Source organism: Streptomyces sulphureus DSM 40104, assembly GCF_000381025.1.
Taxonomy (GTDB): Bacteria; Actinomycetota; Actinomycetes; order Streptomycetales; family Streptomycetaceae; genus Streptomyces; species Streptomyces sulphureus.
In genome coordinates this window covers 273,536-288,229 of record NZ_KB905816.1, presented here as the reverse complement: position 1 = coordinate 288,229, position 14,694 = coordinate 273,536, and the positions used below count along the sequence as shown (strand labels likewise).

Below are 14,694 nucleotides of genomic sequence, written 5' to 3'. Positions count from 1 at the left end.
CCGCGGCTTCGGCGTGTCGCCCGCCCGTCACTGCGCCGAGTAGCCCCCGTCGACGAGGTGGAAGCTCCCCTCGACGAACGAGGCCCGATCGCTGAGGAGGAAGGCCGCGACCTCGGCCATCTCCTCGGGGGTGCCGAGACGGCCCTGCGGGTGCCGCGAGATCAGCTCCTCGCGCTCCGTGAGGTCGATGCGGCCGAGGAGCGGGGTGTCGACGAAGCCGGGTCCGAGAGCGTTGACGCGGACGCCCTGCGGCGCGTACTCGAGGGCCGCCGTCTTGGTGAGGCCGATCACGCCGTGGTTCGCCGCGACGCAGGCGGGGGAGCCGGCGAATCCGTTGACGCCGAGGACGGAGGACAGGTTGACGACGGCGCCGCCGCCTTCGTCGGCGAGGATCGGCAGTTCGAAGCGGAGCGAGTGGAAGACACCCGTGAGGTTCACGGCGATGACCTGGCTCCATGCGTCGGTGTCGTAGGCGCCCGTCGGCTGGGAGGGGCCGGCCACGCCCGCGTTGTTGACGGCCAGGTTGAGGCCGCCGAAGGCGTCGGCCGCGAACCTGACCGCCGCCGAGGTGGAGGCCGCGTCCGTCACGTCGACGAAGACGGAGGCGGCGCGCGTACCGGAGTTCTGGAGTTCGGCCGCGGCGTCGGCCGCGCCCTCCTCGTTGTAGTCGGCGAGGACGACCGCGGCGCCTCCCGCCGCGAGCCGGCGCGTGATCGCCAGTCCGATCCCCGAGGCGGCGCCGGTGATGAGGGCGGTCTTGCCGTCGAACTCCGTGCGGTAGTCGGTGATGCTCACGTGTCCCTCACGACCTTCCGGCAGCGCCTCTCGGAACGGGCCGCGGCGTGCGTGCGGCCCGCACTCACGCTCGCCGCGTGCGCGGGCGCGTGCACCAGCTCGGGCGCCGACCGGGTGAAGCAGCCCGGCCCCGCAGCCGTCGGGCGGGGAGCAAGGGGTAGGCACAGAGGGGTGCCCTGTTGCGGGCGCCGGCGCCTCCCCGTGCGCGGCGTCGCGCGCCCGTCCTGCGCCACCGGTCTCACGCGTCACCGAGCCAGACAGAGGTAGAGATGAGACTCCTCCAGATCGCCGCCCGCCCGATGCTCGGCTCGCTCTTCCTCAGCAGCGGGATCGACACCCTGCGGAACCCCGAACCGCGTGCCGACCTCGCCAAGGGGACGCTGGAGCAGCTCCGCGGGTATTTGCCGTTCCTCCCCGACGACGATGTCCTGCTGGTGCGGGCCAACGCAGCCGTGCAGCTCCTCGCGGGGGCCTCACTCTCGGTCGGCCGGCTGCCCCGCGTCTCTGCGCTGGTGCTCGCCGCCTCCCTCGTCCCGACGACCTACGCGGGCCACGCCTGGTGGCAGCACGACGAGGCCGAGGCGCGCAGCGGCCACCGAACCCAGTTCGGCAAGAACGCGGCCGTCCTCGGCGGCCTGCTCGCCGTCGCCGGCACACCGCGTCACACGCACCGCCACACCGCGCACGGCGGCGGCGCCGCGCACTGCCCCCGGCACCACGGCGCCGGCGGGCGGTCCCGGCCCACTGCGCATCCGTCGGGCGGAGGGCCCCGTGCCTCGCAGCGCGGCCCGGGTGAGTCCGGGTGGGCCAACGCGTCTGCGGCGAAGGCAGGTTGGCTGAAGAACCGGTGCCGTGGGGTCAAGGGGCGGTCGCAGAGTCGAGGTGGGCGTGTTCGCTCCTCGCGGTGATCGACGGTGCTGGTGTGGCTGCGGACTGTGCTCCCCCTGCGCTGCCGGTGTGTGCGTCTGCGTGGCAAGTCCGTTTCCGAGCGCGGGAGTTCGGTGATTGGTGCCTGTAAACCCACCGGTGGTCGGGGAGTTGGCGCAGGGCCACGGCGCCGGATGCTTTCGGGCGCGTTCTCGTTGTGCCCCGAGCCCCGAACCCAGGATCAGTACGGGCAGTCCCTCTAAGCGCATGAGTGGATGCGCTGTGTAGCAATGCGAATGCCACCGCACCGGCTCAGTCCAACTCCGCAACGATTGCGCAGAGTTGCCGGTCAGTGACACCGGCTGCAAGGCGTCGGGCGTAATGCGGCCCGGGGGCGGGCCTCCGTTAGGCTGGATGGTTGCAGCATGCCGTCGGCCAGCGCCGCCCGCCGGATCGTCCCCACCGACGAGGAGGCAAGTGCACAGGACACCGCACCGTCCGCAACCCGCACCCCGCATACCTTCCGAGTCCCGCACGCGCGCCGTGCTGCCGCCCTGGCTGGCGCACCTCTTCCACTGGCAGCGGGGCCCCATGCCCTGGCAGGCCGTCTTCCGCGGAGCGCTCAGCGCGGGACCGCTCCTCGTCCTCGCCACCCTCGCGGGACACCCGGCGGCAGGCGTGCTCGCGGGCGTCGGCGCCATGCTCGCCGGCGTCAACGACCGTCCGGGCACGCGGCGTACGGGCATTGCGCACATCGGTGTGCCTGCGCTCGCAGGGGCTTTCGGCATCCTGCTCGGCAGCGTCTTCGCGGCGCTGGTGGCCTCGGGCTGGTGGGCCGTGCCGCTGCTTTTCGCCGTCGGACTCGTCTCGGGCGCGGTGAGCGTGAGCGGGCCCGTGCTCTCGGCCGCCGGTATGCAGCTAACGGTGGCGACGGCCGTCGGCGCGGGGATGCCGCTGCCGGGCGACGCCTGGCTGAAGGCGCTCTGCTTCCTCGGTGGTGCGGGCTGGCTCCTGCTCCTCCGGGTGCTGCTGCGTACGCCGGGCGCGCGTGCCGGTGCGCTCGACGGGGAACGCGCGGCGGTCGCCGGCGTCTACGAGGCGCTCGCCGACGCACTGGAAGCGGCGGGACGGCCCGGAGCCGAGGCCGCGCGCCGGCGTCTCACAACGGCACTCGACCGTGCGGACGAGGCACTCCGGATGCGGAGGGTCCTGCGCACCCTGCGCCGCTCGGGCCGCGTCGAAGAGGCGCTCCTCGCCGGGCGGTTCGCCGCGGCCACGGCGCTCTGCGAAGCGAGCGTCGCGCTGCTGTGGGAGGGGTGTCTTCTCCCGGCGCGCGTCGCCGAAGGGCCGCGGCGGCTCGCCGCCGCCGCGCGCACCGGCGCGCTGCCGGGGTGGCTCCCGGCGCCCGCCTCGGACACCCCGGCGCGCGCCTCCTTCGACCGTGCGCTCTTCGAGGCGGCACAGGTCTTCGCCCGGAACGAACCGACCACCGCGGCCGGGCCCCACACCCTCGACGCGGCCGTGCGGCGGCGGAGCCGGCGCGGTCGCATGCTCGGTGCCGCCGGGCGCGAGTACGGGCTGCGCGTCGCGGTCACCGTCTCGGCGGCCACCGCCGCGGCGCAGCCGCTGAGCACGGCGCACTGGTACTGGCTGCCCGCCACGGCGGCCTTCCTCGTCAAGCCGGACATGGGGCCGCTCTTCTCGCGGACGGTGAGCCGGTTCGCGGGGACCGCCGTCGGGGTGCTCCTCTTCGAGCTGTTGTGGCTGCTCGGCGGCGGGCCGTGGTGGCCCGTCATCGTCGCAGGGGCCGCCGGTGCCGCGGTGCCGGTCGCCGGGCGGCACTTCGCCGGACAGACCGCTGTGGCGACGGTGATGGTGCTCGCGATGGTCTTCACGGCGGGGGACACCCAGGCCGCGGGCGCCCGCCTCACCCACACGGCGATCGCGTGCGGACTCGCACTGCTCGTAGGCCACCTGCCGCTGGTCTTCGGGCCCGGGGCGCGGGTCGGGCACCGGTTCGTCGTCGGGCTGCGCCTCACCGAGGAGTACGTGCGACTCGCCCTTGCAGCCGGGCCGGACGACACCGAGTCCGTGGCGCACCGCAGGGCCCTGCGCAGAGCCGCCTACCGCGCGCTCGCGGAGGCGCGCGGCCTCGCGGAGACGGCGTCCGCCGAACTCCCCTGGCTGCGCGGGCGGATGCACGAGTGGCTGCCGGCGATGGCGACGGCCGAACGCGTCGTCGACGCGGCGACCGCCTGCGCCGTGCGCCTCGCCAACGGGGCTCCGCCACCCGAGGCCGCGTCCGTGCAGGAGACGGTCGGGATACTCGCGTGCGCGGGTCGCCGCCTCGAGGAGCGGCGCGCGTTCACCCACCCCGGCGCTCCGGCGCGCGAGCGTCGCGCGCTCGGTGATGCTGCCGAACGGTTGCGTGGAGTGGGGGTGTTCACTCCGGCGGCGTGAGCCGGGGCGCTCCGGGCCCTGGCGCTGTGCCGCTGCTGACTGCCTGCGTGAGCGTTGTGCGTGCGCCGATGCCGGCGAACGGTCGCGTGGAGCAGGCGTGTTCGCGCACCGGCGCCGTGCGCCCGAGGGAAGTGCGCCGCGGCGCTGCCGCTGCACCGACATGCCCCGGACCGCCTCGACGAGCCCGGTTCCGAGCCCCGCTCGCGGTACCGGCGGCTGCGTCGGGACCCCCGGGGGCCACGCCTCGGGCGCCCGGGCGCCCGAGGCGTGGACTACCCGCCGCCCGCCGGCCTGCGGGCGTCGCGAACAGTCACCCCCGACGTGGTCCGCCCCTCGGAGGAGGCCGCCCAACTCGCCCTCCGTGGGCGGCCTTCCGGTGTCACAGGATGTCGAGCGGCTGCTTCTGCGACGGTGGTGGGAAGGCCGCGTCCAGTGCGGCGAGGTCGTCCGCGGTGAGGTGGAGGTCGAGGGCCTTGCGGTTCTCCTCCACGTGGGCGTTGGTGCCGGCCTTCGGGATGGCGATGGTGTCGCCGCCGCGCAACACCCAGGCGAGCGCCACCTGGGCGGGGGTCGCGTCGTGCGCGTCGGCGACGGAGTGCAGTGCCGGCTCCTGGAGGATGCGGCCCTGCTCCACCGGTGAGTACGCCATCGCGGGGACCGACAGTTCGCGCAGGCGGGGGAGCAGGTCGTACTCGGGGCCCCTGCGCGAGAGGTTGTAGAGGACCTGGTCGGTCTGCGGGAGGGCGCCGTCGGGGAGTTGGGCGAGGTCGTCGGTGTCGAGGTTGCTCACGCCCCACGCGCCGATCGAACCAGCCTGCTGGAGCCGTTCGAAGGCGTCGACGGTCTCCTCCAGCGGCACTGTTCCCCGCCAGTGGAGCAGGTAGAGGTCGATGTGCTCCGTTTCGAGCCGGCTCATGCTGTCGTGGCAGGCGCGCGCGACGTCCCGTGCGCCGGCGTGCGAGGGCAGAACCTTGGAGACGAGAAAGACCTCGTCCCTGTGCCCCCGCAGGGCTTCGCCCACGAGCTCCTCGGCAGCGCCTTCCGCGTACATCTCCGCCGTGTCGACGAGGGTGAGCCCCAGCTCCAGACCCCGGCGGAGCGCGGCGAGCTCGGCACTCCGCTTCCCACGGTCCTCGGCCATGCGCCAGGTGCCCTGACCGAGTGCAGGCACGAGGGTGCCGTTCGGCAGCGCCACGGTGCGTACCTCTGACATCGTTCGTCCTCTCATCGCGGTGCCCGGGATGGGCGACCTCGGGCGATGATCGCCCACCCGCCGTCCTTCCGCGAGGAGGAGGGGCGTGCGCCGCAGGTCCGACGGTCGACGAGCGGGCGTGCGCCGCGCGCTCCGAGCGCCCGGCGCAAGTCACGCCGTCACCGCGACATGCCGCCCGCAAGCCTCTCCGCAACAACGGCTCGTGCTCCTCTCGGGCCACCCAACTCCCGGCGCACACAGCCCGATCGACCCTCTTACCGCTGCCCCGACCCGATAGCGTGCCCGGACCGCACCATCCCGGCGGACGAGTCCGCCCGCCGTACGACCGGAAGGCGCACCCATGCCGCAGACCGCCGCCGAAGCGACCACCGGAGCCGTCACCCGGCTCCCCGGACTCGTCCTCACGGACAGGCACTTCCACGTACCCCTCGACCCGTCCGACCCCGGAGGCGAACACCTCACCCTCTACGCGCGCGAGGCCGTCGCACCGGACCGGGAGGCAGAGCGGCTCCCCTGGCTCCTCTTCCTCCAGGGAGGTCCCGGCGGCAAGGCACCGCGGCCGCTCGGCAGGGACGGCTGGCTCGACCGCGCCCTCCAGGAGTTCCGGGTGCTCCTCCTCGACCAGCGCGGCACCGGCCTCTCCGCACCCGTCGACCGGCACACCCTCCCCTTCCGGGGCACCGCGTCCCAACAGGCCGAGTATCTCGCGCACTTCAGGGCCGACACGATCGTGCAGGACTGCGAGGCGATACGGCATGCGCTCCTCGGCGACGAGCCGTGGAGCGTGCTCGGTCAGAGCTTCGGCGGCTTCTGCGCCCTCAGCTACCTGTCGCACGCGCCGGAAGGACTCCGCGAGGCGCTGCTCACGGGCGGCCTGCCGGCGCTCGGGGTCGACGCGGCCGACTCCTGGCGCGCGGCCTTCCGCCGTTGTGCGCATCGCGTCGAGGCGTACTACGAGCGGTACCCGCAGGACGTCGAGACGGTCCGCACGATCGTGCGTGAGCTGCTCCGCGAACCCGTACTGCTGCCGGACGGCGGGGAGTTGACGGCCGAACGCTTCCAGGCGCTGGGCAACGTCCTCGGCGCCGACACCGGCGCCGAGGTCCTCCACCACTTGCTCCAGGAGGCGTTCACCGGGGGCGCCGACGCGGGCGGTACGGTCCCGCGCCGGTTCTCCGACGCTTTCCTCGCGCAGACCGCCGCGATCGTCTCCTTCGCGCAGATGCCGCTCTTTCCGCTGATGGTGGAGCCCTCCTTCGACCAGGCCGGGCCCACCCGTTGGGCGGCCCAGCGCGTCCGCGACGCATCCCCGGAGCTGGACGCCGCTGCCGCGCTGGAGGCGGGCGGCCCCGTACCGCTCACCGGCGAGGCACCCTTCCCCTGGGCGTTCCGCGCCGACCCCGCCTTGCGTCCGCTCGAAGGCGCGGCCGAAGCGCTCCACGCGCGCGGCGACTGGCCCCCGCTCTACGACCCGAACCAGCTCGCGGCGAACGAGGTCCCCGCAGCGGCAGCCGTCTACTTCCACGACTTCTACGTCGACACGGCGCACTCCCTCGCCACCGCCGACCGCGTCCGCAACCTGCGCACATGGGTGACGAGCGAGTACGAGCACAACGGCCTACGAGCCGACGGCTTCCGCATCCTCGACCGGCTCCTCGCCATGGTGCGCGGCCGAGCGTGAACACGCCGCCGCACAAGGCCACTTGGCGGACGCCCCGCCCGGAGCCGCGGCCAGCAACCGGCCGCGGCTCCGCAACCGGTCAACGGGCGCGCACCGCGCTCCTGCGCAACGCCTCCACGGCGCCCTCGGCCGCCCGCACGCCGCTGAGCACCGAGATCTCGCCGCGCATGCCCGGCGCCGCCACCATGTCGCCGGCGAGGAAGACCCCGTCGCCGCGGTCGATGGCCGGACGGTCCCGCCACGTGCTGCCCGGCAGGTCGATCGCGCCGCTCCGGCCGCGGGCGGTGGCGGTGCGCTGCCAGACGGTGCGGCCGTGCCGGCCGGGCAGCGCGAGGTCGGCGAGCGCGTCGAGACGTGCCCTGGCCTGCGTCGTCGAATCGTCGGCGCGGACCGGCATGTCGAGCTGGAAGAGCGACTCGCCGGCCGGGGCCGTGGTCGGGTCCTGAAACGAGTACGACTCGTGGAACCCGCCCGAGTCGAGGTCGAAAACGAGGAAGCGGTCCCCTGTGCGGCGGCGTACCGCCAGGTCGAGCAGGACGCAGTGCCCGCTCTCCCAGTGCAGCGCGTCGTCGCCCAACAGCCGGCGCGCCGCGGCAAGTTCGGTGGCGACGACGACCGGGCCCGTCTCGGGAAGCGCTTCGACCCGCGACCCGAGGGCGATCTCGACGCCCAACTCCCGGGCGCGTGCCGCCATTCGGCCGAGCACCGCCTGCCACCCGCCGACCACCCATCGGACGGCCGGTGGCTTCGGCGCGAAGACCCTGCGGTAGAGCTGCCAGACGAAGGCGGCGGAGAGGCGTCCCGTGTCGGCGTCGAAAGTCGTGACGGCGACGGCGTTGGCCGCCGCGCGTGCTGCCTCCTCGCCCCAGCGTGCGGAGGCCCACTCGTGGAAGGTCTCGTCCACGGGGGCGGTGCGGGGCCGCCAAGGCGAGGCCATGCGCATCATGCCGGCGGGCGGCAGCCCCCGCAGCCTCCCGCGGCGCACGAAGGCGAGCCGTGCGTCACGCAACCGTGGGCGGCCCAACTCTCCTGTGAAACCACGTTCCTCGAGCCACGTCCAGTGCGGTCCGTCGGCGTAGAAGACGTGTGCGCCCTCGTGCGCCACGTAGGGCGGGTCGGTGGCGCGCCCGCGCCCGCCGAGGGTGCGGTGGGCCTCGTGGAGCGTGACGGGCACGCCCCTCTCCGCGCAGGCGACCGCGGCGGTGAGCCCGGCGATACCGCCGCCCACGATCGTCACCCGGTCCGTCATGCGTCTCTCCTTCCCGGGCGGCGCACGGCCGCCCCGCAGGCTGCGGCGGACCGGGTCCGGCCCGCCGCACGTACGACGCGGCCGCGGCGGACGGTGTGACATCCGGGAGGTCACCCCGCTGCGGTCCGCTCGCCGGCTGCGAGTTCCTCGTCCACCCACGCGTGGAACCCCGCCAGGTGGTGCTCGCTCGGCACGAGGACGCCGCCGGCGCGGTAGGCGCGCGAGTCCATCGAGGGCTGCGTCCGCTCGCACGCCTCGAAGTCCTGGAGGTTGACCCGGTGGAACAGCTCGACGGAGCGGGAGACGTCGTCGCCGGAAGCGACCACCTCCGGGGCGTAGAGCCAGTCGCACTCGACGAGGGTGCGCGCGGGGGAGAGGGGAACCATGCGGTGCAGCACGACGTGGTCGGGGAGGAGGTTGAGGAAGACCTGCGGGCGCACGGTAGCCGCGTAGTACCTGCGGTCGTGGGAGGCCGGCACCTCGGGGAGCCGTGCGAAGCCCGCGCCGCCGTCGACGGTGAACCCGTCCACCTCGCTCCCGAACTCGGGGCCGTGGCCCACCCAGTACTGCGCCGCGAGGCCGCCCGCGAACTCCGGTAGCACCTCGGTGAGTTCGGGGTGGATCGTCGCGCAGTGGTAGCACTCCATGAAGTTCTCGACGATCAGTTTCCAGTTGGCCGCGACGTCGTAGGAGACGCGTCGGCCGAGCGCCAGCCGTTCGACGCCGTACCGCTCCACCGCCCGCGCGTCCCCGAGCCGTTCGGTGACCTGGGCGCGCACGGTCGCGTCGAAGGACGGCGGCTCCGGCGCGAGGCAGACCCAGGCGTACCCGAGCCACTCGTGCAGCGCGACGCGGTGCAGGCCGTACGCCGTGCGATCGAGGTCGGGCATGCCGGCGAGGTTGGGCGCCGAGACGAGCCGCCCGTCGAGACCGTACGTCCACGCGTGGTAGGGGCACTGGAGCGAACGCCGCACGGCGCCGGACTCCGCGGTGCACAGCCGGGCGCCGCGGTGCCGGCAGACGTTGAGGAAGGCGCGCAGGCTGCCGTCGCGGTCCCGGACCAACACCACGTTCTCACGGCCGACTTGGGCCGTCCGGTAGGAGCCGGGCGCGTCGAGGTCCGCGCACCTCGCCGCGCAGAACCAGTGGCGTTCCAGAAGGTGCTGCTGCTCGCGTGCGAACTCCGCCGGGTCGGTGTAGCGGGTCCCCGGCAGTGTGGCCAGGAGGCTGGTTGCGGACGTCATCGGGAGGCTCCTCGGGTGCGGTGGACGCTGTGCTGAGGCGTGGCAGGGGTGGCGGAAGGCGGCGCGTCGGCTACGGAGAACCGCGTCGGGTCGAAGAGCGCGACGGGATGGCGGGTCGCGCCGTCGAGGAGCAGCTCCGCGGTGATCTCGCCGACCACCGGCGCGAACTTGAAGCCGTGGCCGGAGAACCCGCAGACGACGACGGTCGTCCCCGGGTGCGCGGGATGGCGTCCCAGGACGAAGTGCTCGTCCGGGGTGGTGGTGTACATGCAGGGGTCGCCGCGGAGGAAGGCACCGGGGAGCGACGGGAGGCGGGGTGCGAGGTGGCGGGCGAGGGCCCGCGTCTCGGAGGGATGGACGCTGCGGTCGAGGTGCTCGGGGTCGCAGTCGGTGCCGTTGCGGAAGAAAGCCGCCTTGACGCCGCCCTCGGGCCCGTCGAGGGCGGGGAAACCGTAGACCTGCACGGCCCGCCCGTCCTCCCAGATGTAGACCGGGTGCCGCTCGGGCCCGAACGGGCCGGTGCCGCCGTCCGGTTGGAACCACTGCTGCACGTGCCGCTCGACGGCGAACGGCACCCCGAGGCCGTCGAGAAGCCGGGGAGCCCATGCGCCGGGGCAGACGGCGAGCTGTGCCGCGGTGTGCACACCACGGGCGGTCTCCACGCGCACCCCCCGGCCTCCCGGCAACTCTTCCCAGGTGAACGCCGGTTCGTGGAACCGCAGTTCGGCACCCGACCTCGCGGCGAGTGCGAGTTGCGCCGCAACGGTCGCCTCGGGGCGCACGGCGCCCGCGCGCGGCTCCCAGACAGCGACCTCGTCCTCACCAGGGGCGAATGTCGGGTGCCTGCGCCGGAGTTGGGAGGCGTCGAGGAGCTCGTGCGGGAGCTCCCAGCGGCGCGCCGAGTCCAGGCTCCCCGCAACGGTACGGCTCCCGGCCGGGCCGATCATCAACCCGCCGCACCGGGTGAGGAGCGCACGTCCGCTCTCCTCTTCCAGTTCGCCGAAGAGCTCGTACGAGCGCAGCAGGAGCGGTACGTACGCGGGGTCCTCGAAGTACGCCTGGCGGATGATCCGCGAGCTGCCGTGGCTGGAGCCGCGGTCGTGCGCAGGGCCGTGGCGTTCGAGGCCGAGCACGGTGGCGCCCCGTGCGGCGAGACGGTGGGCCGCGGCACTGCCCATCGCGCCGAGCCCGAGGACGATGACGTCTGCATCCATGGTGCAACTCCTGGAGGTGCGAATCGGCTGCTTCCGGCGGTACCCCGTCACCCGGGGGCGCCGCTCGTCGCCGCCGGGGTTTCGGCGAGCGACGCGACGGCGAAGGCGCCTGCGGGGCGTTCCGGCTCCGCACGTACGGTCGCGGCGAGCCGTTCGCCGAAGTACTCGACGTCGACGGGGGTTTCGGGCACGGCGGCCCGCGCCGGCAGCCAGGCGAAAGCGAGGCAGCGACCGGCCGCGGGTGCGAACGCGGCGCCGGTGACGTGCCCGGCCGGGGCGCCCGCGACCCGCACCGGCTCACCGCCGAGCACCGCGGCGTCGGGGTCGTCGAGCGTGAGCCGGACGAGCCGGCGGCGCGGCGGGGCAGCACCGTGCAGCGCCGCCAGCCCTGTGAACCCGGTGTGCCCCGGGTCGACGGCCCGGTCGAGGCCGGCCTCCGACGGCAGGCACTCGGCGCTCAACTCCCGCCCCCACTCCGGGACTCCGGCCTCCAATCGCAGCGTCTCCAGGGCCGCGAGGCCCGCCGGGACGAGGCCGAGTCCCCTGCCCGCCGCACGCAGCGTGTCCCACAGCGCCGGCCCGAGATCGGCGTCGGTGTGCAGTTCCCAGCCGGGCTCGCCGAACTCCTCGGAGCGCACGGCGGTCACCGGCACCCGCCCGATCCAGACGAGGCGCACGTCAGCGGACCGGTCGCCTGCGCGGCGTACGGTCCCGGCCGAGCGGAGCACCTCCCCGGCGTGCGGTCCCCACAGGCCGAGCCGGCAGCATCCACCGGTCACCTCTGCCACGTGGGTGCCCAACTCCGCGTCACGCGCCAATAGTTCGACGATTCCGGGCGCCCGCGTCGTGAGGAGCCAGCGCTGCGGGGCCACCTCCGCCAGGTGCGCGTCGCCGCGGATGCCGGCGGCCTCGTCGAGGAAGAGCGCGCGGACGCTCCCGCCCGGAACATCGGGCAGCCTCCGGGTCAGAGAACGCTCCAGGAGGGACACGCCTCCGGGACCCGTGACCTCGATCCGCCTGCGCCAGCTCAGGTCGAAGAGCCCCGCTGCGGTGCGTACGGCACGGGCCTCGGCGGCGATCGCGGGGGAGCGGTGCCGCCCGGCCCAGGTGGTGTCCTCGCGCCGCGGTGCGTTGACCGCGTACCACCGCGGGGTCCGACGGCCGTCCGACTCACCCATCTCGGCGTCGAGTTCGAGGTGGCGGGCGTGGCACGGAGAGGTGTGCGGCGAGTGGCGGTCCGTTGGTGCCTCGGGATGGCGGATCGCGTAGACGTCGCGGAACTCGTCCACGGCGCGCTCGCGGACCAGGGCGGGGGACAGCTCGCCCGCCGCGAACCGTCCGGGGTCGCACTCGTGCAGGTCGAGCGAGGAGCGGCCGTCGACGAGCGCCTCGGCGACCGCCCGCGCCGCGCCCGCCGAGTGGGTCACCCAGACCGCCTCCGCGAGCCAGCAGCCGCGCACCCCCGGGGCCTCCCCGAGGAGCGGCATACCGTCGGGGGTGAAAGACAGGATTCCGTCGATGCCGTGCCGCGGCTCCATCCCTTCGAGGATCGGCAGCAGCCGGGCGCTCTCCCGCATGGACGGACCGAACAGGTCCTGTGTGAAGGGGAGTTGCGACGGATTCGGCGTCGTCTCGGAGTGCGTAGGGGGAGCCTGCGGGTCCAGGGGGAGCGGGGGATGGGCGTAGCTGCCGATGCCCAGTTCCCCCTCGGCAAGGTGCTCGCGGAAGTAGAGGGAGTGGTCCTGATGGCGCAGGATCGGCCGGGACGCCTCTGCGAACACGGCGCCGCCGTCCGCCCGCTGGGCGAGGGCGGGGAGAGCGTGAGTGCGGGCGTACTGGTGCGCCATCGGCAGCAGCGGCACCTCGAACCCTGCGAGCGCCCCGAGTTGGGCCCCCCACAGTCCGGCTGCGCAGACGAGCACGTCGCACGGAAGGTGCCCCTGCTCCGTCGCGACGCCCGTGACGGCCCCGGCGGTCCGCTCGACGCCGACGACGGCGCACCGCTCCAGCAGCCTGGCGCCGCGGGCCTCCGCCCTGGCGAGCTGCGCCCGGCATGCGGGCACCGCGCGCGCGAGGCCGTCCTGCGGGGTGTGGAGGCCGCCGAGCACCGCCGCGGTGTCGAGGAGCGGCCACAGCTCGCCGCAGCGCTCGGGTGAGACGACTTCGGCCCGTACTCCCCACGAGGTGGCGAGGCCGGCCCGCCGGTGCAACTCCGCCAACCGCGCCTGAGACGTGGCGAGTTCAAGGCCGCCGACGTCGAGGAAACAGCAACGGCCGCCGTCGGCGAGTCCTCGGAACTTGGCGACGGTGTAGGCGGCGAAGGCGGTCATCGTCCGTGACGGGTGGGTCTGGAAGACCAGGCCGGGAGCGTGCGAGCTGGAGCCGCCGGTAGCGGGGAGCGGACCGCGGTCGACGACGGTGACGTCGAGTACGCCGCGCGCCGTGAGCTCGTCGGCGAGCGCGGAGCCGACCACTCCGGCGCCGACGATCACCACGCGGGGGCCGCCGTCCGAGGGCCTTCCGGGCGGCGTGAGCGGTTGGTTCGAGTGCGGGAGAGACGACATGCCGCGGGCTCCTTCCGTGCGGCGGGCGCTGGGTGCGCGGCACGGCGTACGTGCGGCGCTGCGGGGCAGCAGGTCCTCCGAGCGCGGAAGGTCCAACTATCCCGTGATATTTCGGTGTTGGGCACCGGCGCCGAAGAGCCGCAGCGGCGGGGCCGCATGCGGGCGCACGGTGCACGGTGTGGGATGCGGGGTTGCCGGCGGCCTTGCGCGGCCGGTCCCCGCGGTTCTCGAACGGCCGGAACAGGTGAGGCGGTCCGGCGGGGGAGGGGACACCTCCGGCCCTGCGCGGCAAGCGGCGGGACGGAGCGGGCGAGGCGTGCTGCGCCGAGGACGGCAGCGGCAGGGGCGAACCCGTGCCCGCACCGCACTCGCAGCCTCGCGACTGTTGCGTCTTACACGACTGGTTGCGCTATGGGAAACATCTTGGGAAAGCCGCTCGTCCAGCGTCAAGAGGTCTCGACGAGTGCGGCATCCGGCGCGGGGCGCGAGGGGGCGCACCCCGCGCACGGGGCGGCGCGGGGCGTCAACCGGCCGGTCATACGGAGACGTTGGCCAGTGGCGCTAGAGCGCGTACCCCATGCGGCGGGAGAGGTCCTGCGCCGCCGCCATCGTCCGCTTCGCGACCTCCGGCAGCCGTCCCTCGCCGCCGAGACGGTACGACGGCCCGGAGACGCTGATGGCGCCGATGACTTTGCCGTCGTGCGCCCGCACCGGGGCGGCGACGGCGTGGAGGCCGATCTCCAACTCGTCGGTGGCGACGGCGTATCCGTTCCGCACCGTGGTCCGCAGCTCTTCGCGGAGGTCGGCGGGCGAGGTGAGGGTGTACTCGGTGAGACGGGGCAGTTCGCGCGAGAGGACGCTTTCCTGGACGGACCTCGGCTCGTGGGCGAGGAGTGTCTTGCCGCTCGACGTGGCGTGGAGCGGTGTCCGGCGGCCGAGCCAGTTCTGCGCCGTCACGGAGGAAGACCCCCGCGCCTGCATGATGTTGACCGCCGCGTCGTCGTCGAGGATGGCGATGTTCGCCGTCTCGCCGGCCTCCTCGGCGAGATCGCGGCAGACCGGGGCGCCCTCCTGGGAGACGTCGAGGCGTGCGGCGGCGGCACCGGCGAGCCTCAACACCCCTGAGCCGAGATAGTACTTGCCGCGGTCCTGCTCCTGCGCGACGAGGCCGCGTGCCTCCAGCACGCCGAGCAGCCGGAAGGCCGTCGACTTGTGCACCCCCAACTCCTCGGCTATTTCCGTCACACCGACTTCCCCGTGCCGCGCCAGTATCTCCAGCACGCTCACGGCGCGGTCGACGGACTGCACGGAGCCGGCGCCTCCCCTGGTCCTCCCCGAGGTCTGCGCCTCCGTCTTCTCGCTCATCCCATCTCCTTGCGTTCTCCCAGGCCAGGGCCTGGGGGAGGG

10 protein-coding genes are annotated in these 14,694 nt (G+C 74.1%); 3 read left to right on the top strand and 7 right to left on the bottom strand.

Annotated elements, in window-relative coordinates:
- Positions 1–27: 27 nt before the first annotated feature.
- Positions 28–795, bottom strand: a complete 768-nt coding sequence (locus tag F603_RS0113150; RefSeq protein ID WP_019546468.1) for an SDR family NAD(P)-dependent oxidoreductase — start codon at positions 793–795, stop codon at positions 28–30.
- Positions 796–1,064: 269 nt separating this feature from the next.
- Here F603_RS0113150 and F603_RS0113145 point away from each other — a divergent pair, with 269 nt between their 5' ends.
- Positions 1,065–1,703, top strand: coding sequence for a DoxX family protein (locus tag F603_RS0113145; RefSeq protein WP_019546467.1), 639 nt, complete (start codon positions 1,065–1,067; stop codon positions 1,701–1,703).
- Positions 1,704–2,139: 436 nt separating this feature from the next.
- Positions 2,140–4,122 carry an FUSC family protein gene (locus F603_RS0113140; RefSeq protein ID WP_019546466.1) on the top strand — a complete coding sequence of 661 codons (1,983 nt, stop codon included), beginning with the start codon at positions 2,140–2,142 and terminating at the stop codon, positions 4,120–4,122.
- Between the two features lie 379 nt (positions 4,123–4,501).
- Here F603_RS0113140 and F603_RS0113135 read toward each other — a convergent pair whose 3' ends face one another.
- Positions 4,502–5,335: an aldo/keto reductase gene (locus tag F603_RS0113135; RefSeq protein ID WP_019546465.1), complete on the bottom strand. Its 834-nt coding sequence runs from the start codon at positions 5,333–5,335 to the stop codon at positions 4,502–4,504.
- A gap of 340 nt (positions 5,336–5,675) precedes the next feature.
- Here F603_RS0113135 and F603_RS0113130 point away from each other — a divergent pair, with 340 nt between their 5' ends.
- A complete protein-coding gene (locus tag F603_RS0113130; protein ID WP_019546464.1) occupies positions 5,676–7,016 on the top strand; it encodes an alpha/beta fold hydrolase in 1,341 nt (446 codons plus the stop codon).
- A 79-nt stretch (positions 7,017–7,095) separates the two neighbouring features.
- Here F603_RS0113130 and F603_RS0113125 read toward each other — a convergent pair whose 3' ends face one another.
- The 5 genes from F603_RS0113125 to F603_RS0113105 form a co-directional block, all read right to left on the bottom strand.
- Complete coding sequence (locus F603_RS0113125; RefSeq protein ID WP_019546463.1) at positions 7,096–8,265, bottom strand: NAD(P)-binding protein; 1,170 nt, start codon at positions 8,263–8,265, stop codon at positions 7,096–7,098.
- Between the two features lie 110 nt (positions 8,266–8,375).
- Entirely contained in the window at positions 8,376–9,509 is a 1,134-nt protein-coding gene (locus F603_RS0113120) for an aromatic ring-hydroxylating oxygenase subunit alpha (RefSeq protein ID WP_019546462.1), read from the bottom strand.
- Complete coding sequence (gene solA / locus F603_RS0113115; RefSeq protein WP_019546461.1) at positions 9,506–10,723, bottom strand: N-methyl-L-tryptophan oxidase; 1,218 nt, start codon at positions 10,721–10,723, stop codon at positions 9,506–9,508. Before solA ends, F603_RS0113120 begins: the two co-directional genes overlap by 4 nt.
- 47 nt (positions 10,724–10,770) lie before the next feature.
- A complete protein-coding gene (locus F603_RS0113110; protein WP_019546460.1) occupies positions 10,771–13,287 on the bottom strand; it encodes an FAD-dependent oxidoreductase in 2,517 nt (838 codons plus the stop codon).
- 561 nt (positions 13,288–13,848) lie between these two features.
- Complete coding sequence (locus tag F603_RS0113105) at positions 13,849–14,652, bottom strand: IclR family transcriptional regulator (protein WP_019546459.1); 804 nt, start codon at positions 14,650–14,652, stop codon at positions 13,849–13,851.
- Positions 14,653–14,694 lie beyond the last annotated feature (42 nt).

Coding starts and splice junctions, on each gene's coding strand:
- F603_RS0113130 (WP_019546464.1), top strand. CDS start 5,676: ATGCCGCAGACCGCCGCCGAAGCGACCACCGGAGCCGTCACCCGGCTC.
- F603_RS0113120 (WP_019546462.1), bottom strand. CDS start 9,509: ATGACGTCCGCAACCAGCCTCCTGGCCACACTGCCGGGGACCCGCTAC.
- F603_RS0113110 (WP_019546460.1), bottom strand. CDS start 13,287: ATGTCGTCTCTCCCGCACTCGAACCAACCGCTCACGCCGCCCGGAAGG.
- F603_RS0113125 (WP_019546463.1), bottom strand. CDS start 8,265: ATGACGGACCGGGTGACGATCGTGGGCGGCGGTATCGCCGGGCTCACC.
- F603_RS0113145 (WP_019546467.1), top strand. CDS start 1,065: ATGAGACTCCTCCAGATCGCCGCCCGCCCGATGCTCGGCTCGCTCTTC.
- F603_RS0113135 (WP_019546465.1), bottom strand. CDS start 5,335: ATGTCAGAGGTACGCACCGTGGCGCTGCCGAACGGCACCCTCGTGCCT.
- F603_RS0113105 (WP_019546459.1), bottom strand. CDS start 14,652: ATGAGCGAGAAGACGGAGGCGCAGACCTCGGGGAGGACCAGGGGAGGC.
- solA (WP_019546461.1), bottom strand. CDS start 10,723: ATGGATGCAGACGTCATCGTCCTCGGGCTCGGCGCGATGGGCAGTGCC.